This window comes from Mangrovicoccus ximenensis (assembly GCF_003056725.1).
Taxonomy (GTDB): Bacteria; Pseudomonadota; Alphaproteobacteria; order Rhodobacterales; family Rhodobacteraceae; genus Mangrovicoccus; species Mangrovicoccus ximenensis.
Genome location: NZ_QBKZ01000001.1, coordinates 42,501 through 67,975 on the forward strand (window position 1 = coordinate 42,501; position 25,475 = coordinate 67,975).

Below are 25,475 nucleotides of genomic sequence, written 5' to 3' on the forward strand. Positions count from 1 at the left end.
CTTAAAATACAATAACTACCCTACTAAATTTCAAACTTACATAAAATCTATAATCCCTTTATTTTAACCAATTTCTCCCTTTTAAAAAAAAACTATTTATCCAACACCCATATCACTTTTTCATAAACATCAAAAATAATAACTAACTATAAAACAACGAAATATAATAAAATTTATAACAATAATATTTTTATTAAATACACAAATTCTAACTCTCAATAAAGTATACCCTAAAACTTTACACTCAACTCTCTTACTAAATATAACTACCCCCCTCCTTCCTATCTCCAAACCCCCTCCAACTAAACAACTAAACTACTACTCTACTATCTCTTTCATATTTATAAATACTCTCTCAAATCTACTCGGACCGGTGGCGACATGCTGGCTCACTCGTGCCTGGCCATGAGCTCGGACAGGTCTGTTCGTTCGGGTCATCGGGGCCTGCGCATGGTTCAGGCGGAAGCGCCGAACCTCCATCTCGATCCTGCACCGCGATGGCCACCCGGGATCACGCCGGCGGCGGCGCCGAAATTGCGCCGGACCCTCGGACACTATCGGAATCAACATGCGGTCAGCGACGACATGCGCCTGCCGGAGGGCCATCCAGCCGCCGGAGGGCATGCGGGCGGGATTGGCCAACGCGGCTTGGCGCAGGCCGGGACCGGCCGCAAAGCCGCGGGCCGTGCTTGGCGACGACGTGGCAAGGGGCGCGAGTTCCATGCTGTCCGCCCGGCGCCGGGCCCGAGTGTCCGGGCGCAGTCTGCCGATTTCGCCGCAAACGGTCCGAGCTGGCTTGCGGTTGGTCGCTGCCAAGTCTGCGGGGGAACGGCGCTGTTGCGCAAATCAGCTGACGACCGCATTGCAGGTCAACGTCGTCGGAGCCTATGCGGCGTCGCAGACGATGCACAGCCTGATGTCTCCGCGCGGGCGGGGCAGCATCATCCTGACCGGCGGCGGCCTCGCCCTTGATCCCCGCCCTTGGCTCGATGCTTTCTCCCTCTCTGCCGGTAAAGCCGCCTTGCGTAACCTTGCTTACTTCCTCTCGGAAGCGTTCGAGACGAGCGGCATTGCAGTGACGACTGTAACTATCGCGGGAAGGATCGAGGAGAACGGCCTGCCCGGATGCGGCCGCAGGCTGGCCTGCCGGGCAGCCGGGCGATCTCGGCCGGATCGGCAGGGAGACCGGGCGCAAGTACCTGAAGCAGGGGCTCGCCGCCCCGGATCTGATGCCGCGACATTTCCGGGCGGGAAGGCGCTGCACGGGGCAGCAATCAGCCATGGCGAGGGCCCAATTCCGGGGATGCGGCAATCGCGGCCGCGGGCCTGGCCCCGGCCGCCGCCGTGGCAATGCGCTCCGTGGAACAAAACGCAGCGTCTCAGCCGGAACCGGAGCAGGCACATGACGGTCGACATCATTCGGGACGGCAGCGCCTTCCTCGTGAGACATCTCGGCGAAGAGAACGAGACGCTTGGCTCGGTGCGGTTCCCGGCTGCGGGGCAGGCGGAGGAATTTGCCGGGCTCTGGCGCGAGTGGCTGCGCTCGGAAGCGGAGCGGCGGATGCGGCCTGCCGCCTAGCGCGCCCGGCCGGCGAAGCGGGCCGGGCTCTGGCCGGTGAGAAAGGGTGTTTATAAGTATTGTATAATAATTATATGAGAGATATTTATGTATAATTATATATATTATATAATATGTATATATAATTATATATAAAATTGTAGATATGTATAATTATTGAGAGAGATTATAAAAAGATATAAATATGTTTTTTAAATTAAAATATTTTATTATATATTTTAATGATTAATATGAAAAAATTAAATAATATATTTAGTAGGTTATAATGTTTGTTTAATATTATTTTAGAATATTAGCCGGTCTTGCCCGCCATCTGCCGGAACGGCGGAAAAGACGCCGTTCGCGCCTCGGCCGCAAGCCGCGGGACCGGGTCTTCCCTGCCGACCGCTCGATCCATGCACGTCCCGAGGAAATCAATGAACGCCAGGGGTTTGGGCACAGGGAAGGAGATCTCATGATTTTCCGCAAGACGCTCGGCGAAGCGAATGTCCTGTCCATGGTCGAGCGCAGGACACGGTTCGCGGTGCTGATCCGGAACAACGACCGCAAAACTAATCTAATAATTTTAAATAAACGAATAAATAAATAAATAAATAACCCAAACAAATCCCCTAAATCCTAAATAATAACTACGAAATCTAAACAACCTCTATATACAAAATAATAAAAAAAAAAAAAAACAACACAAACCAACCCCTCAAAAAACTTAAAATCTCAAAAAAAACAAACACACAAACAAATATTACCTAAACAACGTATAAAAATATAATATAAAAAAAAAAAACCCTACAAAAAAATAAAAAATATTTTTATACTAACAAATAACATAAAATATCATTAAAATATTACCCAATAAATATAAAACATTTAAATAAAAAAAAAAATCTTTCATATAAAATATAAAAAACTTAAATATTTAAAAAAATACATCATAAATTCACAAATCAACATTCCCCAAACTAATTTTCACATATACTCCTTATTAACAAAAAAAAAATTTTTATTATAACTTAACAAAATAATCTTTATTAAACCTTAAAATAATTCTAAAATACACCCTATTTCTTTCTTTATAAACCTATTTTATAAACGTTTTTCTATTTTTAATTTCTTTTATTTTTACTCTTTAAACTTTTTACTAAAAACTAAAACACACACACACACATCAACGTAAACCAACACGAAATTAAAATCATCAATATCACTATCTCCACCTCCCATCTTATCCCACTAAAAAATCTTCAAAAACAATAATATACAAAAAACTATTTTCTCCTATAATAACAATACCTTCTTCTAAAATACCTCCTAAAAAACCCTGCCGCCTGCCGGACCGTGGCTGCGGACGCCGCTGCATGGGTGGCAGGAAGGTCGGGGCGCGCTCTGGGAGGAGGCAGGTCCCTGGTTCCGTCCCGCTGCCTTCCCGCGTCCGGAGGAGAACCGGCAGGCGGCGCTCCTGCGCGAGGCGGCCGCGTTGCGCGGCGGGGCGGCGGTCGAGGATGTTTCGTCCGAGAGCCTGTTCCTGGTCGCCGGTCCCGATGCCGGTCCGTTCCTCGACTTGGTTTATGCCGGCCCCTTTCGCAGGCAGGCCCGGAGGCCTGCAGCGGCAGGCAAGCTGCGAGCTGGCCCGCGTTTCGCCCGTGACGTCCGGCGCGCCTTTCCCTCGCTTTCACGCCGCTGCAATCCGCCGCATGCGGCGGGCGCGGGTCCTCGCCGCACCGCATCGGTCGCGCGCAGCTCAATTCAGCGCTGGGACAGGCGAAGACGGTGTCCAGCGGCCTTGACAGGGGTGTTTCCCCGACAAATGAGGCCGGGAAAGCCTCCGGGGCCACGGCCCGCCCGCGCGCCTTCCGCGATCAGCGCGCCGAGCAGCCGCAGCACCTCGGCCGCGGCGGCGTTGACCTCGTCCGTCGCCGCGATTTCCTTCCGGCGCTGTCCGGCATTGGAGGCGGCCATCGCGCGCAGATAGGGATGGCTCCAGCGCCCGGAAGCCGGCCGAGCCGAAGAGCTTCGCCAGAGTGCCTTTTTCCGTGCGGCAGCATCGGTGATCGGCAAGCGGTGCATCGGTTCCCCGGATCCGGAGTTGGAAAAACAAAATTCAATAACTTCTAAACCAATCCTATAATTTTCTTTTTTAATCCAAAATTACATTTACATTTTTCTATAAAAAACACTTCTACTATATTTACAAATAATCACATTCTTAAAACATTTAAATCATCACCTATATTTTTTTTCCTTAAATAAATCTAAATTTTCTATAAATTAACATTAAATTTTATAATAAATAAATTAAAAAAATTTTATATAATAAATTTCTTTCAATATCAAAATTATCTTAAAAATAGATAAGTTTAGTTGTAAATTAATGGTGAATAATTTGGTTTTTATATTTGGTTTGGGATAATGGAGTAGGTTATGTTGGGTGGGAGGAGGAGAGAGTATGGGTGGAGAATTATTTTTTTATTGTTTTGTGTGAGTAAATAAATTTTTTTAAGTTTTTGATATAGTATATTAGAGTGATTTGGGTGGTGTTTATATTAAAAAAAGAAAAAATTAGGTATTTTTTGAATATTTGTGATTTTATTAGTTTTTGTAGAGATGCCAAGCGTAAAGGCAAGCAGCGTGAATGGTGACGGGTCGTTCATGGCGGTTGAGATTTCGCCGATTGGAACGCCGTCGAGCGCCCGGTCCATGTGGTCCGTGGTGTTGATCACGGTGCCGCAGGTGCCGAGCAGCACCGGATCGACCTCATCGCAATCGATGCCGCGAAACCCGGAGCAGCATGGCAGGAGGCTGATCGCCGTGGCGCCGGCGTCGATGATGCGCCGGACGCGCTTGTTGTAGTCCTCGGGCGTGCCGACTATAAAAAAAAATTCAAACCTAACTAAACTAAACATAACATAAACACTATAAATCATACAAATCTATAATCAATACCAATTCTTCCGTTTATTAACCTTATAACCTTACTTAAATTTATTTCCATATTTACTAAATAAAACAAAAAAAAATAATATCTAATTCGTACGATCGTTATAAAAGAATAAAAACCACAAAACACACGTCAAACAATTTATACACTACCTAACACACACGTAACGAATACTCTATAAATAACGAACGAGAGTGAAATTTCGTTTTAAAAAGAAAAAATGGGTTAGGCGTGTTGGTTTACGTTTGTAATTTTGGTATTTTGGGAGGTCGAGGTAGGCGGATTACGAGGTTAGGAGATTAAGATTATTTTGGTTAATACGGTGAAATTTCGTTTTTATTAAAAATATAAAAAATTAGTCGGGCGTGGTGGCGGGTGTTTATAGTTTTAGTTATTTAGGAAGTTGAGGTAGGAGAATGGTTTGAATTCGGGAGACGGAGTTTGTAGTAATAAACCTCCTCTCTACCTTCTTTTACATTATTCTAAAACTCTAAAAAACCACAAAACATTTAATACTAAAATCAAAAATAATAATAATAATCATATTACATAAAATAAAACTTCCACAAATTTCTAAAAATTAAATTAATTCAAATCTTAATATAATATCATATTTATCAATTAACTAATCTCTATAAACCTAACATATTAACTACTCTATCCTACTTATAACTATAACAATAAATCATATTTTTTATATTCAAATCTACTCAATATATACAACATTTTAAAAAATATTAAACTTTAAATCATTTTAAAATAATAAAACACCTAAAATAAAAAAAATAAATATCATCTCCAACCATATCTTAAACCTCTCTCCATTTCATTAAATATATCTTCCTAAATTTAAAAAAAATATATTAAATTAATAATTATATCTATATAACTTTAACCAAACAAAAATAACACAATACAAATTTCCAATTTAAAACCATAAAAAATCAACAACTTCCACCCCCTATTCTAAATAAGTTTTTAGATTATTTGGGTAAATAATTTAGGAGTTTTATTGTTGTAGTATAAGTGAAGATTTTGTTTAGTTTTGTGAGAAATTGGTAAATTGTTTTTTAAAGTGGTTATATTATTTTGTATTTTATTAGTAATGAATGAGAGTGTTTGTTGTTTCGTATTTTTATTAGTAATTGGTATTGTTAATTTTTTAATTTAAGTTGTTTTAGTAGGTATTTAGTGGTATTTTATTGTTGTTTAAATTGTTATTTTTTAAGTGATAAAATTAATTAACACATTATTACCATTAATGAGTAGTGTGAGACTAATCACGAAAAACATTGCTCAACTCACCCATAACCGCGGGTACGGCTATTCGAATAGTTTAAACTCTGATCAGAGGTGTACCACTGTACCCACAAGACACAACCCCACATCATGTCACCATGTGCCTCAATACCACCACGGTACCTCGGAAAGGAGTTGTGACAATACCCCTTGCACAACATAACCCATTACAGCGCACCTTTCCTGGATCATAATCACCTTAAAAAAAATCTTTAAATTTCTCAATAAAAAAACATCATTCAAAATCTCCCTACATATCCTCCATAAATTTCCCAATAAAAAAAATCCAACAATAAACCTCAATAATCCAACATTCTATAACCTAAATAAATTTCTCCTATAATCTAACCGACAACCATAAATAAAAACAACTAAAAAAATATAAATAATATATACACCACATATTCTTTATTCACTCATTAACTAATAAACATTTAAATCAATTCCATATCTCTACAATTAACGCGATCAGGATGCAGGCCCAGCCCCCGGCAGCGCACCGACCGGAAAAGACATGCGGTCCTGCGGAGCGGCGGCGGCTCGGAATGACCGGCTCCGCCCCATGCCCGAGGATCGGGGCATGGCAGCGGCGGGCATCAGGGGCCCCGTCCGCCGTGACCGTCCCGATGTCTTGCCCGGCCGCGATCTGCCCCGCCAATTCCGGCAGGACGGGGCTGTCGCCCTACCGGACCGAGGGGACCTCGGGCGCGCGGATATCGCCGGCGGCGGGCTCCCAATTGCTTATCGATTTTGACGTCGAACTTGGGAAGCTTCGCTTTCAGAAGAGCGAGCACAAGCTGCCGAGGTGTTTCGTTCCCTTGTGGATCAGGTGACCCTTATCCCGGAGGACGACGAACTTGCCATTGTGCTGCGTGGAGATCTGGGTGCCATCCTGCGCTTTGCTGCAGGAAAGAAAAACCCGGACTTCCTTTCGGAGGCCGAGGCTCTGGACAACCTGCTATCGCAGGGATCGTTGGTTGCGGGAGCAGGATTTGAACCTGCGACCTTTGGCCGCTGACCTGCCCCCTGGCCGTCCCTCGTTCATAGCGAGAGTCCTCGGGGTTGATATTCGTCGGTTTCGGGTCGGGCAAGCGCGCCGGGCACGGAGCCCTCATATTGCTCAAGCGCCCGGCGCGCTTCTGCGGGCGTCAGGTTCCGCAGCGAGGAATGCGGCCTGACGTTGTTGTAGCCGTAGCGCCATAGCGCCAGCTTCCGGCGCGCATCGGCGATGCTGTCAAAGATTTCCTCATTCAGACATTCATCCCGCAGGCTGCCGTTGAAGCACTTGTGGCCCGCCGTCCCCCGCGGAAGACGCTGCGCGGCCCGGGGATGGCGGCCGCGGTCACCGCCCGGACCTCCCGCTCGGCGTGGCAGGCGCCGGAATGCGCGGGCGTTGAGCTTTTGCGGCCGGGGACGGTTCGAGCTGTTCCGGATGGCTTCGGCGGCCCTTCAGCCGGTGTCCGATAGTCGGCCGTCTTTGCCGGGAAGGTGGTGCGCGGCCCGGAGAAGGATTGTCCCGGCGTCCGGGAGCTATGGCTGAATTTAGGTGACGCGGCTTGATAGATCCTTTCGATGACCTATGTTGTGTTGAAGGGATATCTATATGATCCGATCGATTGCATAAGACCCGCGGTAGCAATAGAACGGGGAAAGTATACAGAAAAGACAGTTCTTTTCAATTTCGATTATCTATATATTAGTTCGTTTCTATTTCTAGATATCTATTTCTATATATTAGTATTAGTTAGTAGTACTATTCTATTAGTTAGCGATCCCGGCTCTGTGAGTTCTTTCTTCCGTGATGAACTGTCGGCACCAGTCCTCCATTTTTTCTCTGTGGATTGGCGACGCGGATGCCGGCGAGCCAGATGCGGTCGGGCGCGGCGGCCTTGAAATTTCGCCTCAGGAGGTTCGGCGCAATGCCGAAATTGTGTCGGCTGTCTGTCGTCTGCGGGACACGGCGTCCTTTTGTACGGCGGGCGGATATCGCTCGTCATTTCCCTCGGACCGATGGCGGTCAAAGGCTCGCTCTTTCTTGAGCTTGGGCACCGTCTTCCTGGCAACCCGGATGCCTTGGACCCCCAGTTGGTGGCCTTGTTGCACAAAGATGCTCCAGGATTCACCCGGCCGCCGCCGTGGCAATGCGCTCCGTGGAACAGGCGGGCGCTTCCGGAGCGAAGGGCGCAGGCCGCCTCCTCACGGGAGCGTCGCATTGCGCGGCGGGAGGAGCCGGATGTCATGGCCGGTCCCGGACAGATCGCGGCCCCGGAAATGGGCGCCGCCGAGGACCTCTTCCGCGATCTTGCAGGGCGCGTTTCGGGACATGAACCGCAGGAAGCGGTTCCGGGGCACGCGCTTCTTCGGAATGGCCCTGCATTCGGCATCTGCTCGGTGCAGCTGAAAGCCGCGGCCGCCATCGGCGAAGCCGATCAGCATCGGACCGGATCCGGTCTCGACCATCCGCGCGGCATAGCGGCGGCAGGGCAGCGCGCCGTCGAGGAACGGACCCGGCGCGATCGTCCAAGGCCCGCGCGGGTCGTCGGCCACCAGATGGTGCGAGCCGGTCACCGGCGCTTGCGGCGCCTGGCGGATATAGGCCTCCGACCAGTGATCGGCGGCGGTGCAGAACAGGCAGTGCCAGCGGCCGCCCAGCCGGAAGACCTGCGGCACTTCGAGCTGGCCGAAGCCCATGCCGCCTCCGGCGCAGCGGGCTCCGCCGGTCCCAAATGCACCTCGCAGTCCGGTCCCGCTTCGCAATGGACCGGGGCCCGGGGAGGCCCGGCCTGCCTTGCCTGTTCCGCCAGCGGCCTGATCTATGCCGGCAACGGCGCGATCCTCGACATGGACGCAACCCGGCCGGTCCGCCAGGCCGGGGCGGGATCGGTCCGGAGCATGATCGACCGGACAGGCGGCACCTTCGGCATCGTGCCGCAACGGCTGACCGCCGGCACGGCCCATGGCCCATGGCCCCGCATGCCGCCTCCGGCGCAGCGGGCTCCGCCGGTCCAAAATTCACCTCGCAGTCCGGTCCCGCTTCGCAATGGACCGGTGCCCGGGGAGGCCCGGCCTGCCTTGCCTGTTCCGCCAGCGGCCTGATCTATGTCGGCAACGGCGCGATCCTCGACATGGACGCAACCCGGCCGGTCCGCCAGGCCGGGGCGGGATCGGTCCGGAGCATGATCGACCGGACAGGCGGCACCTTCGGCATCGTGCCGCAACGCCTGACCGCCGGCACGGCCCATGGCCCATGGCCCCGCGACACCCCGCTTTTCACGCCGCATGGCCGCCATCTCGTCGCGGGCGAGTGGGTCGCCTCGGCGCAGACCTTCGCCTCCGATCCCGCCCATGGCCCCGCGCATGCGTTCTCCGCCGGCACCGTCGAGCTGGTCGACCGCGCCTGCGAAGCCGCCGAAGACGCGTTCTGGTCCTATGGCTACGCCAGCCGCGACCAGCGCGCCGCCTTCCTCGAGGCGATCGCCGGCGAGATCGAGGCCCGCGCCGCCCAGATCACCGAGATCGGCTGCCAGGAAACCGGCCTGCCCGCCGGCGGCCATCGGGCGAAACCCGGTGGCCGGCCGCCGCCGCCCCCGCGTGGCGCGCATGCCGGATCCGTTAACCCGGAAGGCATCGGCCAGACGGGACGTTGCCTCGCACGATGTTTCCGGAGGCAAGTGCGCGGTTGTCCCGCTTGGCCGGGCCCTTCCGGACGCTTGGCACATGCGGCCGCTGCGCCAAGCCCCGCCGGCGCAACATGTCATCGGAGCCCCCGCTGAGCGGACTGCCGGGCCGGACGCCGAGCTATGGCTGAAAATGGGTGATGGGGCCTGAGACCGGGGCGACCTCGGAGCGGACGGCGCAGGCGCGTCTCGGGCTGCCGGATCACGCGATGATCGACATGGGCGATTTCGCCGGCGGGATGCTGAAATACCTCGCCCGCCATCCGGTCGCGCGGGTCACCGTTGCGGGCGGCATCGGCAAGCTCGCCAAGCTCGGCCAGGGCGCGATCGACCTGCATTCCGCGCGCAGCCAGGTGGATTTCGCGGCGCTGGCGCAGCTGGCCGGACGGCCGGATCTGGCGCGATGCAACACCGCGCTCGAGGCGCTGACCCTGCATCCCCGGTCCTCCGTCGCCGCGAGCCGCGATGGATGTCCGCGGGCGGTCTCCTCAATGCCCCCGGGATATCGGCGGCTGCCGGGCCGGTCCACGCATCAGGTCCGGAAAGCGGTGGGCGCGCCCCTTTCGCCATCTCCAGCCAAGCTGCCGCAATGCCTCCGGGGCAAGGGCCGGCGTGACCGCCCGCGCGGTTTGCCTCGAGTCCCCGCCGCGACACGCGCCGGATCGCAGTCTCCGTCCCGCGCGGGACCCGGCCGGACGATCCTCGCGTTCCTGCCGGCCAGCGCGCCGACCGGACATCGATCCGGGAGATCGATTTCCCGAAGCACGCAGGCCACGGCGCGGGGGGCCGGTGCCATGCACTTGGCGCGCCGGAGCCTCCATGCCTCCGCCTGCTCCGTCAGGATCGCTCCTGCCAGCCTGCGGATCGCGGCCTCGCTGGGAAGTCGGGAGGACCGGACCTGTTAGCGGGGGACAGATTTCCCGGCCAACGCCGGCGACGTCCGTCCGCCGCGTGATCGCGCCGTCCAGCCGCTCGATCGGGATCGCGCAGGAGCGGGCGGGCCCCGTGGCGCCAGCGGCGCTGCCGATCGCCGACACGACCGGCGCCGGCGACTGCCTGGCGGGCTGGTTCCTGGCCTGCCGCGCCCGCGGGCTCGGCCCCGAGGCCGCCCTGAATGATGCGGTGACCGCCGCGACCCTGTCCTGCGGATCGGTGGGTGCCCAGGCGGGCTATCCGCTACCCCAGGATGTCGACACGTGCAAAGGACGAGAAACGACATGAACGCACCCGTGGTGATGCCCCCGAAGGGCGATACGCTCGGCCGCCTCTTCGCCAAGAGGAAGCCGATCATCGGCGTGGTCCACCTGGCCGCGCTCTGCCGCGCGGGGCGTCGTTCTGTCTGCGACCGTCCAGGGTGGCCCCGCGCCTGGCCGCGGTGCAGGCCTGCAAGCGCACCGGGGTTTTGTCGCAGTCCGCCACCGCGGATTGCCCTGTAGGGTCGTGCCGGAACTGGCAGGGAGCGGGCGCGTGGCGGCAGGACGGCAGGAGGCAGAGGTCTGGGCGGACGAAACGCAGCGGGTGGCGCTCTGGCTCGTTCCGGGCGTGGTGCCCGACCGTCTGGCGGAGGCGTTCCGGCAGGCCTCGGGGCGCTCCGGCCGGCTTCTTTCCAATTTCCGCGGGCTGCGCGCCGTCGCGGGTCAGCGCCAGGAGCCGCTGGCCCGGGGAGAGCAGCGGCAGGATCTGTTCGGCAGGGCGGCCATGGACGGTCAGGGTCTCGGCATCGGCGAGCCCCCAGCCCATCCGCGCCGCCGCCCATTGGAAGGCCGAAAGCTGCGGATGCAGCGTGATGTCCCCGCGCGGGAATGCCTCGAGGAAGCGGGTGCCCGCGGAGAACCAGAGCGGATCGCCGGTCACCAGCACGGCGACGCGGCGCGGCGCGAGGCCGGCGATCTCGGCTTCGAGCCGGGGAAGCCGCCGGATCCGGCTGGCCGAGCCGCGCCGCCAGCGCCTCGCCGAACGGGCGCCAGCGGCGCAGCCGGTCCAGTTTCCGGGGGGCCCAATCGTGATCTTCCGCGCGCACCGGAGTGATCGCCGGGGGCGGTGCCACCGGCGCGAGCGGATGCGCAATGTTCCAGGCATCCACTGCCTCGTGCAGGATATCCGTCACGACTGCAGCTTCGGCCGCGCTGCTGACGCGCCGCCGAAGCTCCTGGCGCATGGCCTCGATCATGGCATCCGCTTCCGGCGGCGGAGGAGCCCTGCGCAGCCAGATTTGGCCCGGGGACGGCACGTCTTGGCCCGCGGACCTTGAGGCCAGCCGGGCCTGGATGCCGCTGACGCTCAAGCCCGGCGAGACGCCGGTCAAGGCGTTGGCGCTCGCCTTCGCGCGCAGCTGGCTCGAGGATCCCGCCGACCGCGAAGCGCAGGCGCTGAAATGGGCGGAGAATTTCCGCAACGGATCGCGGCTGGCCGATCTCGCCGCCGCCGCCCGGGAGGCCATCGCCGGGGCCGCGCAATCCGCGCCGCCGGAGCGGTTCCTGCTGAACATCGACCACCGATGCTGATCGGCTTCGCCGATGGCGGCCGCGGCGCCTTCGGCGGCTGGATCATGGACCCCGAGCCGCTCTGCGTGACGCCCGACGGGCAGCTCAGGCTGGCGGCGGAAGCCAAGCCCTGACCTATCAGCTCCGGCTGCCGCCATCTTTCCGGCGGCGGCGCGCCCCGGGCATGCGGAGCAAGACGGAAAGTGCCGGGACTGCGGCTGCTCCCGAGGGCCAGCTTGCGGCTCCGGGCCAGCGGAACCATGTCCGGGCGTCCCGCCCGGGCTGGGGAAGGCCGGGACCGGTCAGGCCCGAGCGGCAGGATGGCGTCGGCGACATGGCCGACCAGCGCGGCATCGTGGCTGACCAGCATCACCGCGCAGCCGCCGCTGCGGGCGGTTTGCTCCAGCAGGGCGATCACCCTGGCCTGGGTGATCGGGTCGAGCCGCGAGGTGGGTTCGTCGGCGAAGATCACCTTCGGCCCGGCGAGCATCAGCCGCAGGAGCGACAGCCGCTGCAGCTCGCCGCCCGAGACCGCGCCGGGGGTCCGCTCCAGCAGTTGCGGATCGAGGCCGAGCTCCGCGGCAAGTTCCGCGATCCGGCCCGGGGAAAGGAAGAACATGAAGAGCATCTTCGTCTAGCTTTAGAGAAACTACGTGAGCATCAGCTTTATGCCAAGTTCAGTAAATGTGAATTTTGGTTGTCCGAAGTGAAGTTTCTTGGTCATGTCATCTCGTCTGGAGGAGTGGCAGTAGATCCAAGCAATGTGGAGTCAGTGTTAAGTTGGAAGCAACCCAAGACGGTTTCAGAAATTCGTAGTTTCCTTGGACTTGCAGGGTATTACCGCAGGTTTATTGAGAACTTTTCAAAGATCGCCAGACCAATGACTCGTCTGCTTCAGAAGGAAGTGTTGAGAGACTTGCCCTTAGGGCAAGCCGGGGCGGGACAAACGATCTTTGCCAGATCCACTCCCGACCATCCCATCCTCCATCCCGCCGTCCTCTCCGCCTCCGTGGCTTGCATCACCACGACCTTGGCACATCGCGATGCCGTCCGGGGAGGGCGGCAACAATCCCATCTCGGGGGCAGGCAGCGCCGCCGGCCGGGGCGGAGCAGGCGGACAGGGCGCCGGAGAAATGGCCCGCCGGCTCCCCCGTCCAGAGCCAACCCCGCAGCGCTGCTCCCAGGCGATCGACGGCGGGACCGGCACCCGGACCGGACGGCGTTGCCCTGCGCGTCTTGTGGCCGGTGCCCGACCGGAATAGCGCGCCATTCCGGAGCCGCACCCCTGGAGGCTCCGGTTCCGTCGTCCCTGCCTCGATCTGCGGCACGGGCCGGAGGGCGTCTCCTGTCTCGGCCTGCCCCGGAACGGGCGCCCGGCCTTGCGGGACCGCCCCGCCATGCCCCCCCCTGCAGCCGAACCGTCCTCGGAGAGATTTCCGTCCGGCGCGGGCGCTGGAGGCGCGGCAATCCTGACGGGGACAACGGGCGGAGCCGCCCCGTTCCCGGCCGATCGACGGGATTCCACCAGACCGCATCCTTCTTCAGCCACTGGCCGACGATGGCGCCGTCGGCGACGCCCATCAGGGTCGGCACCTGCTCGGGGTTGAGGCCCGATCCGACGATCACCGGCAGATGGGTGCCTGCGCGGACCTGCTCGACCTCTTCGGGCTGCGTCGGCGAGCCGGTGCGCTGGCCGGTGGCGATCAGCACGTCGGCGCCGAACCATTCGGCATCGGTCGCCTGCTCGGTGATGGTGCGGTCGGCGGTGATGGCGTGGGCGCCGAATTTCACGTGGACATCGGCCAGGATCGGGACGGTCCGGCCGGGTCTCGGCGGCAGCCATGCGTCGGGGGGGCGGGAAGGAACCCGGACCGCGCCCGCCCCGCTTGCGCGCAGAGCTTCGGTCCGGAGGCCGCCAAGCATGGCCCATGGCCCCGAATGTTGCCGCAAGCCATCCGCCACGGCAGATCGGGACGCAGTGCCGGTCCCTGAAGGAGCCGACAGACCCGCCGACTCCGTCCGGCCCGGCGGCATAGCCCTCGCGCTCCATGCGGTGGCCGATGCGGGTGATGCGGCCGTTGATCCAATGGGATGAACTGCCTTCCCGCCAAACCCTCGCTCTCCCTGGCGGTTGCCGCCGCCGGCTGGGTGGGTGTCCGTTCGCCCGGAGATTGCCCCGCCATCCAATTTCCGCCACCTCCGAGACACGACCATGCCGGTGCCGCCATCGGTCCGGGGCCGATGGCGGACGGCATCCGGTGCGGGCGCCGGCCCTGCGGAGGGGGGCATCCCAACCTCGCCTGCCGCTGGCTTTGCCGCCGCGATCCGACGGGCCGCGGTCCGGATCATCCGTCCTTCCCGAAGGCCCGTCATGGCCGCTTCCGCGATGGCGGTCCGGTGCGCCGTCGCTTCGGGAGCGGCGGGTCAGCGGATCGACCCAGAGCCGCTTGATCTCCGCCGTCTCGCCGCCCGTGCCTTTCACGCCGACGCAGCCCGCGGGCAGCCCGTCCGAGAAGGCGATCAGGAAGCTGCCGCGCGGCGGCACCATGTCCGCCGCCTGCGGGTCGCGCGACAGGTTCACGTCGAAGCCCTGGGACAGGCGGCGGCCGAGCTCCGCGTAGTATTCGCCGAGGCAATGCAGCGCATCCGGCCCGCGAGGATCGGCCTCTGCGATCCGGACATGCTGCCGCCCCAGCGCCAGCGCCACCCGGTCCATCGCGTCGAGCACACCTGCGCAGCATCGGCGTGCCGGTCGTGCATGACCTGCCGGGCGTCGGGCAGAACCTGCAGGACCACCTGGCAAGCTCGCTGAAACAGCGCCTGGTCAAGCCGGTCTCGCTGCTCGGCGCCACCAAGCCCTATGCGGCGGCGCTGGCGCTGTTCCGCTACTACACCACCGGCACCGGTCCGGTCGCGGGCCATGGCGTGGAGGTCATGTCCTTCCTCAAGACCCGCCCCGATCTGGTGGCACCGGACGTGCAGTGGCACTTCAACAACATCATGTATCGCGACCATGGCCGCGAGATCATCAACGAGGCCAATCGAAACTTAAGAAACTCCAACCAGACTTTAAGAAACAACAATCGGAACTTAAGTTCCGATTGTTGATGTTTTATTCGAAAGGGCCAGACTATATATAAAGAAAGTAATCCAATTTAGATTCTTGGGTTTGTTATAAGAAAGAACAATGGGGAAGAAAAAATAGTTTTTTTATTTATTGCAACATGCTCGTTGATTCCTACCACTTAATCTTAATTTATTGTATCTTCCCGGAGTTACCTCTCCGGGAATTCTTTTTTAATTATTCCTGTATATTACTTTTTTATCCCTTTAATTGATAATCTTTAATGGTGGCCGGGGCGCTGGCGAACACGGCGGATTTCGTCGCCTCGACCTACCGCCCGGTGGCGCGGGTGGCGGCGCGCGGCGGCACGCTGAAGGAGGCCTGGGACGCGGTGCGCGCGGAATGCGATCCGAAATTCGGCGATTACGCGATCTACGAGCATTGCCTGCCGTTCAACGTCGCGCGCGCCTGGGACGAGGCCCGCGGCATCGACACGCCACGGGTCTGGACCGCCGCCCGCGACCGCGACATGTGGGACGCCCTGCAGGGGTGAGCCCTGTCCCGCGCCGGACTTGATCCGGCGCCTCCCGGCCCGGGACAGAGCCAGCCGTCCCCGCCGGGCATTGCCAAGGTTGCGCCGCTGGTCCGGGCCATTGGCGGCGCCGATGCCGACCGGCCGGATGCGGCCGGGCGCGACGGCAGGGTCTGTGCGATGCCGGATGTCCCCGCCATCGTTCTCGAGCCAATGGCAGACAATCGCCTGGTCTTCCATGAGCTTGGCCACCGTCTTCCGGGCCACCCGGAGACCTTGGCCGCGCAGTTCGCCGGCCTCGGAGATTGCGCGCATCCCGGGACGACGGCCGTCCCCCACGGCCTTGCGCGGAACCCGCTCGTGCTGACCAAGAGCCAAATTCCGGCTTCCAAGTGTCGAAGTTCGGGGAACGCAACGATACCATGACGACCGCATCCCTCGCATCCCGACCCTTGTGACGGGATGCCGGCAGCGCAAACCGCCGCATCCGGGCCGGCCCGCCGAAGACCCGCGCACGCATTCGCAGGTCCAAGAAGGCAATCCGGCCCTGAATGCCCTGCCGGAGGGCATCGCAGCTTTCCTCGAAGCGGCCGGAAAATTACGACCCTTCGACCGGTGCTACCGCATTTCACGGGCGCGAGGCGTGAGGTCCCCTTGTCCCGCTGACGTCATGCCGCGCGGCCGATCCTTCGCCGCCCGGACCGTCCGGGGCTGCTGAAAGCGCAGTTCGCGGGGAGGCCCCATGCCGTCGATGCCGCCGCCGGGGACAAGCCCATCTCGGTCCAGGTCATCCGGTTGCGCCGGAAGCGGGGCAGCGCCGTCATGGGGACGGAGCGGGGCATGGGCTGCAGGCCGGGCGGACCGTGCGGTTGGCACAGCGCCGGCAGGCATGGCCGGGGCGGCAAATCGGGCTGGTTCCGGCGATGCAGGGGCTGCGCGCTGACGCGGTCACGGCGGAGATCCTGCGGGGCAGGCCGGACGGAATTTTCCCGTCGTCCAGCGCCCCGGCATAGCGCCGGTCGCGGCGATTGCGGCGGCGCTTCAAACCGCGCGGGCCCGCGCCGGAGACCTCGAGATCATCGAGCTGATGGAGGCCTTTGCCGCACAGGCGATTGCCTGTGCCGAAGGCGCCGGTCTCGCCCCGGAGCGGACGAATGTCTCCGGCGGAGCGCTGGCGCGCGGCCATCCGATCGGCGCATCGGGCACGGTGCTCGTCTGCCGCGTCTTCCACGAGATGCAGGGCCGCAGCGGCCTGGCGCTCTGCGCGATCGCCGCGGCGGGAGGGATCGGCAGCGCGATGGTGCTGGACGCGGTCCGGGCCGGCAAGGCGGATTGCGGTGCCTGCGAACCGCAGGCCCGCGGCTGTCCCGGGGCGCTTTCGCGCAAGCTGGCGCGATCGATCTGCGGGCCGTCGCGGGATCGGGCGACCGCAGGGACAGCCGGCGGCGCGATCTCCTGCAAACTGCGGAAGAAGGCGGAGATGCCCTTCGCGCATCTGACACGCATTCCGGGCCTCAGCCGTCTCGGTTGCGCGGAGCGAACGGCGCACGCGGCGAATTCCGCCTCGCCGCCGCCGCCCGGAACCTCCGGTAGCGCCTTCCTGTCCCGCAGGCGGCCTGCCGAGGAGGGACGTGGCGCCCCCTGCCCAGTGCGCGACCTGCACCGCCATCCCGGCGCCATCCCCGGGGGCGGCCTGCGCGGCCGGTGGGCGGCGAAGATCGCGCTGGTGCTGAGGCTGTTGCACCGGAAGCCGAAGGGCCGCGGCAAGATCCACGCCCTGCATGAATTCGGCTGCAAGGTCAGCCTGGCCACGACCATCGACGAGGGCTTCGTGGCCGGCGCGCGCGCAGCTTCCCCGGCAACCCGTATGACGGCCACGCGCTCGGCGCTGCGCTGGAACAGGTCGAGGTACCGACCGGCGAGATGCCGAGCCTGGCCGTGGTCGACCACCCGGACGGTTTCCGCCTCGTCCGCGCGGGCATCGGCGATCACGCGCAGGCCGCGCTGATGCGCCAGCGGCACGGCGAGACTGGCGAGATACCCGGCACCGCCGCTGACTGCGAGGGTGCCGCCCGGTTCGAGCCCGGCGATCTCCAGCGCATAGAGCGCCGTCAGCCCGTTCATCGGGAGGGTGGCGGCCTCGTTCATGTCCAGCCCGGCGGGAATCTTCACGGCGGAGGCCGCTGGCACAACGATGCATCCCGCCTGCGCGCCGCCCTCGGGGCGCTCCGGCAGCACCGCGGCCATCACCCGGTCGCCGGGCACCTCCGCGGCGGCCATGTCCTCGGGAGAGCGGGCGCGAGATGATCGCGGCTGGCGTTTCGCGCCATCTGCGCAGCGCCCGCCCGGTCCTGGCTGGCCCAGCACCGAACCGCGCTTCCGGTCGCGCCGTGCTGTCCTCGGACGGCAGGCACCCGATCATGGAGCGTTCGCAGCTCATCTCCAAGGCGGAAGGGCCGGGAGCTGGCAGCCGGTCCCTCCCGGCAGGTCCGCTTGGCGCGGGGGAGGCCGGGGACGGGTCAGCTGTCCTTCTGCGATGCGGGCGGTCTGCCTGCGCCCGCCTTGCCGGGGCCGTTTCCGCCACCGGCGCAACGTCGCGTCTGCGGCGCCTCAGATCAGGCCTTCGGCGCGCCATTCCTCGAGCTGCTGGCGGCTGACCTCGAAATGCATGCTGTCCTCGCGGCGGAAGCCCGCGCCCCAGACCCAGCCTTCCTCGTGGAAATAGTCGGCGATCAGGATCAGCCCCAGCTGGGTCCGCCCGTCGGCGAAATTGTCGAGCTGGCCCGCGATGTTGACATCCAGCGCCAGCCCGAAGGCATGGGTCGAGGTGCGCCCCACCGTGCCGCGTATCTGGCGCACGCAGAGCGAACCGGAACTGGCGATCAGCCCGTAGAGATCCGGGTCCCGGCATTCTCCTCGCGCCGAGACCCGCAGATCTCCGCCGCGCGGACCGGCGGCCAGGGCAGCCTCGCGCTCGACACCGCGCCGCCGCCGCCGAAGCTGACCGTCGGCGATTTCATCCAGGCGCTGAACTTCCCGGAGGACCCGGACGACACCGACGGATTCCGCGCGCTCCGGCTGGCGCTGAAGGCACCGCAGGCCGCGCCGCTGATCCGGGCCGCCCAGGACGTGCTGACGCTGATGTCCCAGAACGGGCTCTACATGGATGACCTGGAGCCCGACCACCCGAAGCCCGAGCTGTGGCGCCGCTTTGCCGCCGGCGAGGCAAGGTGCTGCGCGGCTCGCGCGATGCCGCGGAGGATGGCCGGACGCGGATGATGGTCTCGGCCTATGCCGCGCGTCTGCGGCTTACGCTGGCTACGGTGCCCGCCGAACGGGGCGGCGAGCTGGAGGCCGCGATCGAGGCGCTCGGGCTCGTCGCGCTGAAGGGCAAGGTCGTCACCGGCGATGCGCTGCATTGCAACCGCCGCACGGTCGCGGCGATCAACGCGGGCGGCGGCGACTGGTGCCTGGCGCTGAAGGCGAACCAGGACTCGCTGCTGTCGGACGCCAGGGCGTGCTTCGGCAAGGTGAAGGGCGACCACCATGGCATTGCAGCAGGCGGTCAATGACCCAGATCCGCCGCCCCGGCAGATGGACGCGCAGGTGGTCATATGTCCTCCCGTTGCCGAGCCCGAGCTCGGCGACATCTCCCTCGAGTCCGGCAATGTTCCGGATCGCCCAGTCGAGGCCGTCCCGCTGGGCGGCCAGGCGTCGCAGCATGCTGTCCAGGCGGCTCATTCGGCGTGTTCCTTCCGTGTTTGGCCAGGGCCGTGGCGGCCCGGCGGGACGGTGCCGCGGTCCGGACGGCAGGGGGGTCGCCGGATGCTCCGGTGCGGGCCCATGGCCGGAGGCAGCGGGCGGAGCGCTCCTGCTGAACATCGACCAGGGGGAGGAGCTCTACACCCGTGCCGCCCGGGCCGAAGCCGAGCACTTCTCCGAACTGATCGCCGGGGCAGCCGGAACGCCGGGCCTGTCCGTCATCGGCAGCATCCGGTCCGACTATTACGGGGCGCTCCAGGACGACAGGGCCCTCTTTCCGCTCACCAAGCGTATCGACGTGCCGCCGCTCGGCCGGGAGGCGATCGAGGCGGTGATCCGCAAACCCGCAGCGCTCCTCGGCGCCGAATTCGACATTCCCGAAATCGTGCCGATGCTGGCCGAGGTGACCTCGCACGCGGCGGGTGGCCTGCCGATCTTGCGCGCCACCGTCACGCCGGACTAGCCGCCGCCCCGCTGGCTGGCGCCGGTCCTCGCGTTGACCGGCAAGGTCGTGCCGCAATTTGGCGCGCCGATCAGGCCGATCCCGGTGATCCGGCCGCCGGTCTCTTCCGCAGCACTGTCCATGGGCTCGCTCCGCCAGAATGGCCATCGCGTCGCGGCGGCGCAGCGCCACCTTGGCGCCGCCAACCCGGACCGCGATCGGATCGCGATCGGATCGGGTCCGAACGGGCCGTCATGCAGGACCGAAACCTCGACTCGGCGCTGTTGCGCAAATCAGCTGACGACCGCAGTTCAGTTATTGTTTTCATCAGGCACAATGTCAAGTAAGGTCACATTTCAGATAGTTCACGGTGAAGGAAATATTAGATTTGGTCCAGATGGTGTTGATCTGTCAGATTTTGTAATGACATCTAAGGGCATCGATAGGCCTGCGGAGAGAACATTTCAGTCAATTTATAGTTGGTTGTTGAGAGGATTTAGAATAGACCAAGAAGTCTACACAATGTCAGTATCTGTTGTAATGAGTCGTGTAATAGAAGGTTATTTTTAGGAACTAATGCCGATGGACAGCACTGCTGCTTGGAGACGGTATGTGGAGATGGCTTTTGAACGGTCATGCGGCGGCACAGGCCTTCGCCGAGGTGACCACGCTCGACCCGCAGCATGTCGATGCCTGGGTGATGCGGGCGCGCCTGGCGGCAGCGCTCGACGGCCCCGATGCGGCGCGGCAGCTGCTGGAACAGGCCGTGGCCGCCAATCCCGGCGATCTCGGCCTCTCGACGCTTCTCGCCGAGCTCGGCGGCCCGGCACCGGATCTGACGCCGCCGAGATAGCCCATCCGGCCGCCGACGGCGTACGGATCATTTTTGCATGTCATAACGCAGCCTATCGATCCCAAAGGGTGTAGACGGGTACATTCTATCCTGGCTTGCGACATCTCCACTAGATGCCCGGCCGGAGTTCGCGCGCCGCCTCCCCCCGACGGGGCTGGGTGAGCGGAAAACCCCAGACTGAGGGTTTGGGCATCATGCGGCGGGCAGAGTTGCGCGGGTCGGCGGCCCTGGCGTGCGGATCCTTTCCGGCATGGCCCAGGGCCACAGCCTGCCGCTTTCCGCATGGGCCAACCGGCCGGGACGCTGCCGGAGCGACAGGCAAGCTCCCGGGAAACGCAGCACCGGAAACCGCGCCGACCGAGGCGGACCGGACGGGACCGGGGACTCGTCCCGACCCCGGTCGATGGCCCATCCGGCGCCTGCAGCAGCCCGCACAGCGGGCCCGGCTGGGCGCGGTGCTGGCCAGCCATGACGACACCACGGCGGAGCAGGTCGCGGACTCGCGCGGCAAGGGCGTCGCCTTCGCCGAGTTCCCGACCACGCTCGAGGCTGCCGCCGCCTGCCGCGCGCAGGGCATCACCATCATGATGGGCGCGCCCAACATCGTCCGCGGCGGATCGCATTCGGGCAATGTCTCGGCGCTGGCGCTTGCCGAAGCCGGGCTGCTCGACATCGTCTCCTCGGATTACGTGCCCGCGTCTCTGCTGCTCGCCGCCTTCCGGCTTGCCGAGGTCTGGAACGACCTGCCGCGCGCCGTGCGCACGGTCACCGAGTGACGGCCGAGCGAAGGGCGCAGCGCCGCCGATGACGGAAAACCGGCAAAGGCACGCCTGCGCCGGGCGCCCGGGCGCCGCGGCTTCCGCCATATCCTGCGAGCGCCGCCGACACGAAACAGCGGCGACGCATCGCGGCGGATCCTGCCCGTCCCTGCTGGCAGAACTTGTCTTTGCAATGCGACCAGCTGCCCGGCAGCCTCCGCAGCGCGCTGTACCGGGCACAAGGCGCAGCGCCCATCCGCGGATGGCAATGCATCGGGCCCGCGCGCCTTGCATCTGGGCATGCCCCGGCCCTGCGCTCCGGTTCGCCATCGGCACGGCGCCGTTCGCCCCGGCCGCCGTGCCGGTCCTCCCGGCTGGCGCCGCGCTGGCCTCCGCACTCGCGCTGGCCGCGCTCTTGCGGCGCCGGTCCTAGGCCCGGCCCGTCCTCAGCATTCGCCGTGCGGCACCATGACGACCGAGGCATAGACGCCGTCCGACGCCTCCATCCGCGCGCAGGCGGCAGTCATCGGGTTGTACCAATAGCTGGCCTGGCCGGAGCTGCGGGTCCTTGCATAGCCCAGTTCCGACAGGCGCGCATCGGAGCCGTCGACCGACCGCCCCCGGAACCCGGTGAGGTCTGTGGCCTCGCCGCCCGAGGCCTGCACGGTGCCTGCGCCGCCGCCCGCATCAACGGGAAGCCACAACTCTGGATAAGACAAGCTACGCGGATATGGATTTCGGCGGTCTGGCGGCCAGGCCCCCCCGAGGCAATCGGTTCGCCGAAGGACTTGAGGTTCCTCGGGTGCTGGCCTCGATCCGGCTCCGGATGTTGTAACCGGACACTTCTTCCAGATTGTCTGGCCGAGGCGCCGGGCTGCCCGCAGGATGTCGCCACGGGCCAAGGCCGCAGCGCAGTCCTCCTTCCGGAGGCGGCCGTTTCTGCGGATCGGAATGACTCCCGTGCCTCCATGCGCCAGGATTGCCGAGTGGCACCTGCGGATGCCGAAGGCGTCGCCAGCGGTGCTTCGGGCGGCGAGCAGCAGCGCGTCGCGCTGGCGCGCGCCCTGGCGAACCGGCCGAGCCTTCTGCTCGCCGACGAGCCGACCGGCAATCTTGACCCGGAGACCGCCGACCAGGTCTTCGAGGTGATGATGCGCGTCGTCCGCGACAGCGACACCGCGGCACTGATCGCCACCCACAACCCCGAGCTGGCGGCGCGGATGGACCGGGTGATCCGGCTCGACCAGGGCCGCATCGCCGAAGCGCCGCGGCTCGCCTGAGGCTGATCCCCGGCACGCATGGACCGCAAGCCGCGCCGGCAAACAGCCGATCGCCGGTGCTGCGGCAGACGGGACAGCATCGACGATCGCGCGCGGCGCAAATCTGCCCGGCCGCGTCCGGTGATGCCCTGCATCCGGCGCAGCCAGCCGCCATCGCGATCAAGGCCGGGTACCTCCGCGGAACCGCGCTGCGTCCTCCCGTCATGGCGGCGCCGGGTGGGTGGCGATGCCGCGCAGGAACTTCGGGCGTCCGACGCTGCGCCGTCGCAGCTTTCAGGCCTTGCGGTTTCCGTCCGGCTGGGCGTGCGCCGGGGAAATCCGGCAAGCTGGATCCTGCGTCGGGGGCGCCCGGGAAGCATGCGGCTTTGCGGGAAATGATGCAGGCGATGGATCGTGTGCCATTGCTTGGTGTAGGAGGCCGCGCCGGGCTCGCCGCCCCGCATTGGGACGGCTCGGCGGCGGGGCTGTTCATCGGAATGACCGGGGCGACGACGCGGGCCGACATGGCGCAGGCGCTGATCGAAGGCATCGCGCTGCGCGCCGCCGAGATCGTCGCGCGGATGGCCGCGGACGCGTCCATCAAGCGGATTTCCGTCGATGGCGGGCTGACCCGCTCGGACTATCTGTGCCGCTTCCTCGCCGATGTCACCGGGGCGGAAATCGTGCTGCCTGCGACGGAGGAGCTGACCGGCTTCGGCGCGGCGCAGCTGGCGGCGCTTGGCCTCGGTCTCGACCTGCCCGCCGCACCGCCGCGGGCCGTGATCCCTCGGCCCTGGCGGCGCGCCTGGCGCAGGCGGGGGTCGGCCATGGCGACACCGCCCTGGTGCAACTGCCGAACAAGGCGGAATTCTTCATGGTTTTCCAAGCGCTGCTCAAGGCCGGGATCGTGCCGGTCAACGCGCTCTGGAGCCATCGGCAGGCAGAGCTCTCCTCCTATGCCGCGCAGATCCGCCCGCGCCTGCTGATCGCCGACCGCAGCCACCCCGTGCATAGCGACGACCGCTTCGCCGCCGGCATCGAGGGGCTGGCACTGACGCTCCATCTCGGCGGACCGGACCCGCGCCGCGATCTCGCCCGCTGGCTCGCCCCGGAAGGCGCGCCGGCCAAGGCGGCCATGCGCATGGCGCCGCAGCTCGGCATCTGCCTGCCCGGCCTGCGGCACGCCCGCCGGGCGGCGCCGGGACCACTGATGCCGCGCCGCAGAAGGCCGGGCTAAGGCGCTCAGATCCCGCGGATTTCCGCGCATCGGCAAAGAATTTTGCACATTTTCACTGATGATCGTCAAATTCTTTACAAGAAAATCGCGCCTCCTCAGACATTTATTCAGATCACGAAAGCGCGTGTTAATGTCCTGACCAAGGGATGAGGCGGCTTGCCTGGCCGACGCGAAACGCGGGCAAGGCGCCGGGAGACGACACGGGAGAGACATATGCTCGATAAGGTGGAGGCCCGGTGGCGGTCCCGGCGTTCCTGCGCGCCGCCGCGGGGCAGGGCGCATGACGGCGGGCGCAGCCCTCGAGGGCCATGTCCGCCAATGGGAGATCGACGCCAACCGCCACTGGAGCACGGTCTTCTATCTGCGCGCCTTCGAGGATGCCGCCGCGCGTGCCGTGCCCGGTGCAGCGGCTCCCGGGGCGCTGCACCTGCGCTTCTTCCGCGAACTGGGCGCCAATGCTGTCTTCCGCATTTCCTCCGAGCCGCTGGCGCCTGCGCGCGCGCCCTACGGCCTTGTGCATGTCCTGCGCGACGGGGTGTCGGGCAAGGTCTCGGCGGCGGCGTTCGAGCGGCGCTCGGGCAAGGGGCCGATCCCTTGCCGGGCGCGCAGGCCCTGGCGAGCCGTGTCCAGTCCCACGCCGTGGCCGGGAGCTTGGCCGCGCCGCTGCGTGACCGGCCCGACCGGAGATTCCGCGCGTCCCCAGCTCCGGCATGCGCCGGAGCCGCATCGCGCAATGCTGCCGGATGGCAGGGGCGGTCTTCCGCCCCGTCCGGCCGTCATGGACCCGCCTCCCGATGACCGAAAAGCCTGGCCATGGGGCCGAAACCCTCCGCGCCCGCCGCTTTTGCCCGGAACCTTTCGACGGCAGGCCCGGCCTTTGCGCGGCGCGGTGTCATGGCAGCTTGGACCGGAACGCCGCGCGGCGTCACATGGCGGGCAAGACCGGCGGCCTGGCCGTCCTTCGAGTAGACGAAGGCGTAGATCGTCTCGTGGCAGACCCGGACGGCCAGATTCTCGTGACGCATCCGGCCTGCAATCTGCTCGGGCGACCAGCCGGCCGCGAGACGATCGATGACCGCCGCCTGCAGCTCAGGGTCGCGCAAGAGCTTGGCACGGCGGCGGCGGCGATCAGCGGCAAATCCATGGGCGATCGAGCAGTAATACCCGTTCAACTCGGGTTCATCCTCGAAGCGGCACCGGTTCCGCGTGAGTTCGCGGTAGATCGTGGAACGGTGGCGACCGACCTGCTGCGCGATCTCGGCCACGCGCAGGCCCTGGCGGGCCGTGCTGCCGCTCGGCGAAGCCGTGCCGGACAGCCTCTGGCACGGCCACCGGCCCTGCCTGCCGGACATGGTGCCGCTGGTGGGCCCGGCGCCGCGCCACGACGGTCTGTGGTTCGATTTCGGCCATGGCCATCACGGGCTGACGCTGGGGCCGACCACCGGGCTGATCCTCGCCGAGATGATGGAGGGGCGCGACGACGCGCTCGCGCGCGCCCTGTCGCCGGTTTCACGGGTGAACTGACATTGCACGGGGCGCATGGCGGCACTGGGCATTGTTGCAGAACTCGTGGGCTTCCGGGATTCACGGTTTGG

The 25,475-nt window shown here is 62.4% G+C and carries 20 protein-coding genes and 17 pseudogenes; 23 read left to right on the forward strand and 14 right to left on the reverse strand.

The genetic code is table 11. The features are described from left to right. Positions 1-721: 721 nt before the first annotated feature. The 4 genes and pseudogenes from C7T91_RS38865 to C7T91_RS38870 form a co-directional block, all read left to right on the forward strand. A pseudogene (locus tag C7T91_RS38865) lies at positions 722-1,078 on the forward strand (SDR family NAD(P)-dependent oxidoreductase); the annotation flags it as partial. Positions 1,079-1,402: 324 nt separating this feature from the next. Then, a complete protein-coding gene (locus C7T91_RS34160) occupies positions 1,403-1,579 on the forward strand; it encodes a hypothetical protein (RefSeq protein WP_236637886.1) in 177 nt (58 codons plus the stop codon). Positions 1,580-1,880: 301 nt separating this feature from the next. Further along, positions 1,881-2,132 (forward strand): annotated as a pseudogene (locus tag C7T91_RS40285) (IS30 family transposase); the annotation flags it as partial. Between the two features lie 798 nt (positions 2,133-2,930). Then, positions 2,931-3,155 (forward strand): annotated as a pseudogene (locus tag C7T91_RS38870) (hypothetical protein); the annotation flags it as partial. A 167-nt stretch (positions 3,156-3,322) separates the two neighbouring features. On the opposite strand, the gene C7T91_RS34165 reads toward C7T91_RS38870, so the two are convergent. The 3 genes and pseudogenes from C7T91_RS34165 to C7T91_RS34170 form a co-directional block, all read right to left on the reverse strand. Further along, positions 3,323-3,535, reverse strand: a complete 213-nt coding sequence (locus tag C7T91_RS34165; protein WP_236637887.1) for a hypothetical protein — start codon at positions 3,533-3,535, stop codon at positions 3,323-3,325. Between the two features lie 635 nt (positions 3,536-4,170). Further along, positions 4,171-4,443 (reverse strand): annotated as a pseudogene (locus C7T91_RS00230) (methylmalonyl-CoA mutase family protein); the annotation flags it as partial. A gap of 1,902 nt (positions 4,444-6,345) precedes the next feature. Next, positions 6,346-6,546, reverse strand: a pseudogene (locus tag C7T91_RS34170) (IS5/IS1182 family transposase); the annotation flags it as partial. Between the two features lie 87 nt (positions 6,547-6,633). On the opposite strand from C7T91_RS34170, the gene C7T91_RS00235 reads away from it, so the two are divergent. Beyond that, positions 6,634-6,831 carry a hypothetical protein gene (locus C7T91_RS00235; RefSeq protein ID WP_236637888.1) on the forward strand — a complete coding sequence of 66 codons (198 nt, stop codon included), beginning with the start codon at positions 6,634-6,636 and terminating at the stop codon, positions 6,829-6,831. A gap of 23 nt (positions 6,832-6,854) precedes the next feature. On the opposite strand, the pseudogene C7T91_RS00240 reads toward C7T91_RS00235, so the two are convergent. Together C7T91_RS00240 and C7T91_RS33110 are read right to left on the reverse strand one after the other, a co-directional pair. Then, positions 6,855-7,100: pseudogene (locus tag C7T91_RS00240) on the reverse strand (integrase core domain-containing protein); the annotation flags it as partial. A 909-nt stretch (positions 7,101-8,009) separates the two neighbouring features. Next, positions 8,010-8,504 carry a glycoside hydrolase family protein gene (locus C7T91_RS33110; protein ID WP_201741918.1) on the reverse strand — a complete coding sequence of 165 codons (495 nt, stop codon included), beginning with the start codon at positions 8,502-8,504 and terminating at the stop codon, positions 8,010-8,012. Positions 8,505-9,022: 518 nt separating this feature from the next. Here C7T91_RS33110 and C7T91_RS34175 point away from each other — a divergent pair. From C7T91_RS34175 to C7T91_RS00260, 3 genes and pseudogenes are all read left to right on the forward strand, one after another. Continuing rightward, positions 9,023-9,388 (forward strand): annotated as a pseudogene (locus tag C7T91_RS34175) (aldehyde dehydrogenase family protein); the annotation flags it as partial. A 254-nt stretch (positions 9,389-9,642) separates the two neighbouring features. Continuing rightward, positions 9,643-9,915: pseudogene (locus C7T91_RS34180) on the forward strand (cobalt-precorrin-5B (C(1))-methyltransferase); the annotation flags it as partial. A gap of 526 nt (positions 9,916-10,441) precedes the next feature. Next, complete coding sequence (locus tag C7T91_RS00260) at positions 10,442-10,711, forward strand: PfkB family carbohydrate kinase (protein ID WP_407943235.1); 270 nt, start codon at positions 10,442-10,444, stop codon at positions 10,709-10,711. Positions 10,712-10,777: 66 nt separating this feature from the next. Here the strand turns inward: C7T91_RS00260 and C7T91_RS38255 are convergent, their stop codons facing one another. Further along, positions 10,778-11,569 (reverse strand): SAM-dependent methyltransferase, encoded by a 792-nt coding sequence (locus C7T91_RS38255; protein ID WP_108257545.1) that lies wholly within the window; start codon positions 11,567-11,569, stop codon positions 10,778-10,780. A gap of 188 nt (positions 11,570-11,757) precedes the next feature. Here C7T91_RS38255 and C7T91_RS34195 point away from each other — a divergent pair, with 188 nt between their 5' ends. Next, entirely contained in the window at positions 11,758-11,994 is a 237-nt protein-coding gene (locus C7T91_RS34195; RefSeq protein WP_236638053.1) for a hypothetical protein, read from the forward strand. Between the two features lie 484 nt (positions 11,995-12,478). Here C7T91_RS34195 and C7T91_RS34200 read toward each other — a convergent pair. Together C7T91_RS34200 and C7T91_RS34205 are read right to left on the reverse strand one after the other, a co-directional pair. Then, a pseudogene (locus tag C7T91_RS34200) lies at positions 12,479-12,601 on the reverse strand (hypothetical protein); the annotation flags it as partial. 266 nt (positions 12,602-12,867) lie between these two features. After that, entirely contained in the window at positions 12,868-14,346 is a 1,479-nt protein-coding gene (locus tag C7T91_RS34205) for a BtpA/SgcQ family protein (RefSeq protein ID WP_407943236.1), read from the reverse strand. A gap of 372 nt (positions 14,347-14,718) precedes the next feature. Between C7T91_RS34205 and C7T91_RS00285 the strand changes: the two genes are divergently transcribed. The 4 genes and pseudogenes from C7T91_RS00285 to C7T91_RS34215 all read left to right on the forward strand — a co-directional run. After that, positions 14,719-15,081 (forward strand): hypothetical protein, encoded by a 363-nt coding sequence (locus tag C7T91_RS00285; RefSeq protein ID WP_236637889.1) that lies wholly within the window; start codon positions 14,719-14,721, stop codon positions 15,079-15,081. 239 nt (positions 15,082-15,320) lie between these two features. Then, positions 15,321-15,590, forward strand: a pseudogene (locus C7T91_RS00290) (MBL fold metallo-hydrolase); the annotation flags it as partial. Between the two features lie 1,006 nt (positions 15,591-16,596). Beyond that, positions 16,597-16,818 (forward strand): annotated as a pseudogene (locus C7T91_RS00295) (thiolase family protein); the annotation flags it as partial. Positions 16,819-17,220: 402 nt separating this feature from the next. Continuing rightward, a pseudogene (locus C7T91_RS34215) lies at positions 17,221-17,534 on the forward strand (IS5/IS1182 family transposase); the annotation flags it as partial. Between the two features lie 645 nt (positions 17,535-18,179). Here the strand turns inward: C7T91_RS34215 and C7T91_RS34220 are convergent. Next, entirely contained in the window at positions 18,180-18,407 is a 228-nt protein-coding gene (locus C7T91_RS34220) for a M15 family metallopeptidase (protein ID WP_330848789.1), read from the reverse strand. Between C7T91_RS34220 and C7T91_RS38875 the strand changes: the two genes are divergently transcribed. Together C7T91_RS38875 and C7T91_RS00310 are read left to right on the forward strand one after the other, a co-directional pair. After that, positions 18,387-18,848, forward strand: a complete 462-nt coding sequence (locus C7T91_RS38875) for a hypothetical protein (RefSeq protein WP_407943237.1) — start codon at positions 18,387-18,389, stop codon at positions 18,846-18,848. The genes C7T91_RS34220 and C7T91_RS38875 overlap by 21 nt on opposite strands. Next, entirely contained in the window at positions 18,848-19,141 is a 294-nt protein-coding gene (locus C7T91_RS00310) for an ISAs1 family transposase (RefSeq protein WP_236638010.1), read from the forward strand. Before C7T91_RS38875 ends, C7T91_RS00310 begins: the two co-directional genes overlap by 1 nt. Here the strand turns inward: C7T91_RS00310 and C7T91_RS00315 are convergent. Beyond that, positions 19,116-19,310 (reverse strand): annotated as a pseudogene (locus tag C7T91_RS00315) (class I SAM-dependent methyltransferase); the annotation flags it as partial. The gene C7T91_RS00310 and the pseudogene C7T91_RS00315 sit on opposite strands and share 26 nt — an antisense overlap. Before the next feature lie 16 nt (positions 19,311-19,326). On the opposite strand from C7T91_RS00315, the gene C7T91_RS00320 reads away from it, so the two are divergent. Further along, a complete protein-coding gene (locus C7T91_RS00320; protein ID WP_108257551.1) occupies positions 19,327-19,794 on the forward strand; it encodes an nSTAND1 domain-containing NTPase in 468 nt (155 codons plus the stop codon). Here C7T91_RS00320 and C7T91_RS37635 read toward each other — a convergent pair. Next, on the reverse strand, positions 19,791-19,916 hold the full coding sequence (locus tag C7T91_RS37635) for a hypothetical protein (protein WP_269099275.1): 126 nt from the start codon (positions 19,914-19,916) through the stop codon (positions 19,791-19,793). The two genes, C7T91_RS00320 and C7T91_RS37635, sit on opposite strands and share 4 nt — an antisense overlap. A gap of 482 nt (positions 19,917-20,398) precedes the next feature. On the opposite strand from C7T91_RS37635, the gene C7T91_RS00335 reads away from it, so the two are divergent. Together C7T91_RS00335 and C7T91_RS00340 are read left to right on the forward strand one after the other, a co-directional pair. Continuing rightward, entirely contained in the window at positions 20,399-20,626 is a 228-nt protein-coding gene (locus C7T91_RS00335) for a tetratricopeptide repeat protein (RefSeq protein WP_236637890.1), read from the forward strand. Positions 20,627-21,069: 443 nt separating this feature from the next. Further along, positions 21,070-21,396: pseudogene (locus C7T91_RS00340) on the forward strand (alpha-D-ribose 1-methylphosphonate 5-triphosphate diphosphatase); the annotation flags it as partial. Positions 21,397-21,830: 434 nt separating this feature from the next. Here the strand turns inward: C7T91_RS00340 and C7T91_RS00345 are convergent. Together C7T91_RS00345 and C7T91_RS00350 are read right to left on the reverse strand one after the other, a co-directional pair. Then, positions 21,831-22,088 (reverse strand): hypothetical protein, encoded by a 258-nt coding sequence (locus tag C7T91_RS00345; protein WP_108257554.1) that lies wholly within the window; start codon positions 22,086-22,088, stop codon positions 21,831-21,833. Positions 22,089-22,096: 8 nt separating this feature from the next. Next, positions 22,097-22,406 (reverse strand): annotated as a pseudogene (locus C7T91_RS00350) (IS5/IS1182 family transposase); the annotation flags it as partial. Between C7T91_RS00350 and C7T91_RS00355 the strand changes: the two are divergent. From C7T91_RS00355 to C7T91_RS34240, 4 genes and pseudogenes are all read left to right on the forward strand, one after another. After that, on the forward strand, positions 22,353-22,664 hold the full coding sequence (locus tag C7T91_RS00355; RefSeq protein ID WP_108257555.1) for an ATP-binding cassette domain-containing protein: 312 nt from the start codon (positions 22,353-22,355) through the stop codon (positions 22,662-22,664). The pseudogene C7T91_RS00350 and the gene C7T91_RS00355 overlap by 54 nt on opposite strands. A 203-nt stretch (positions 22,665-22,867) precedes the next feature. Then, positions 22,868-23,371 (forward strand): annotated as a pseudogene (locus C7T91_RS37640) (FGGY-family carbohydrate kinase); the annotation flags it as partial. A 116-nt stretch (positions 23,372-23,487) separates the two neighbouring features. Further along, positions 23,488-23,604: pseudogene (locus tag C7T91_RS38260) on the forward strand (hypothetical protein); the annotation flags it as partial. A 45-nt stretch (positions 23,605-23,649) separates the two neighbouring features. Further along, complete coding sequence (locus tag C7T91_RS34240) at positions 23,650-23,880, forward strand: hypothetical protein (RefSeq protein WP_236638054.1); 231 nt, start codon at positions 23,650-23,652, stop codon at positions 23,878-23,880. 776 nt (positions 23,881-24,656) lie between these two features. On the opposite strand, the gene C7T91_RS38880 is transcribed toward C7T91_RS34240, so the two are convergent. Continuing rightward, on the reverse strand, positions 24,657-25,145 hold the full coding sequence (locus C7T91_RS38880; RefSeq protein WP_108257557.1) for a helix-turn-helix domain-containing protein: 489 nt from the start codon (positions 25,143-25,145) through the stop codon (positions 24,657-24,659). Between the two features lie 19 nt (positions 25,146-25,164). On the opposite strand from C7T91_RS38880, the gene C7T91_RS00370 reads away from it, so the two are divergent. Beyond that, the gene (locus C7T91_RS00370) at positions 25,165-25,404 is read left to right on the forward strand and encodes an NAD(P)/FAD-dependent oxidoreductase (RefSeq protein WP_236637891.1); all 240 of its coding nucleotides are present in this window, start codon (positions 25,165-25,167) and stop codon (positions 25,402-25,404) included. Positions 25,405-25,475 lie beyond the last annotated feature (71 nt).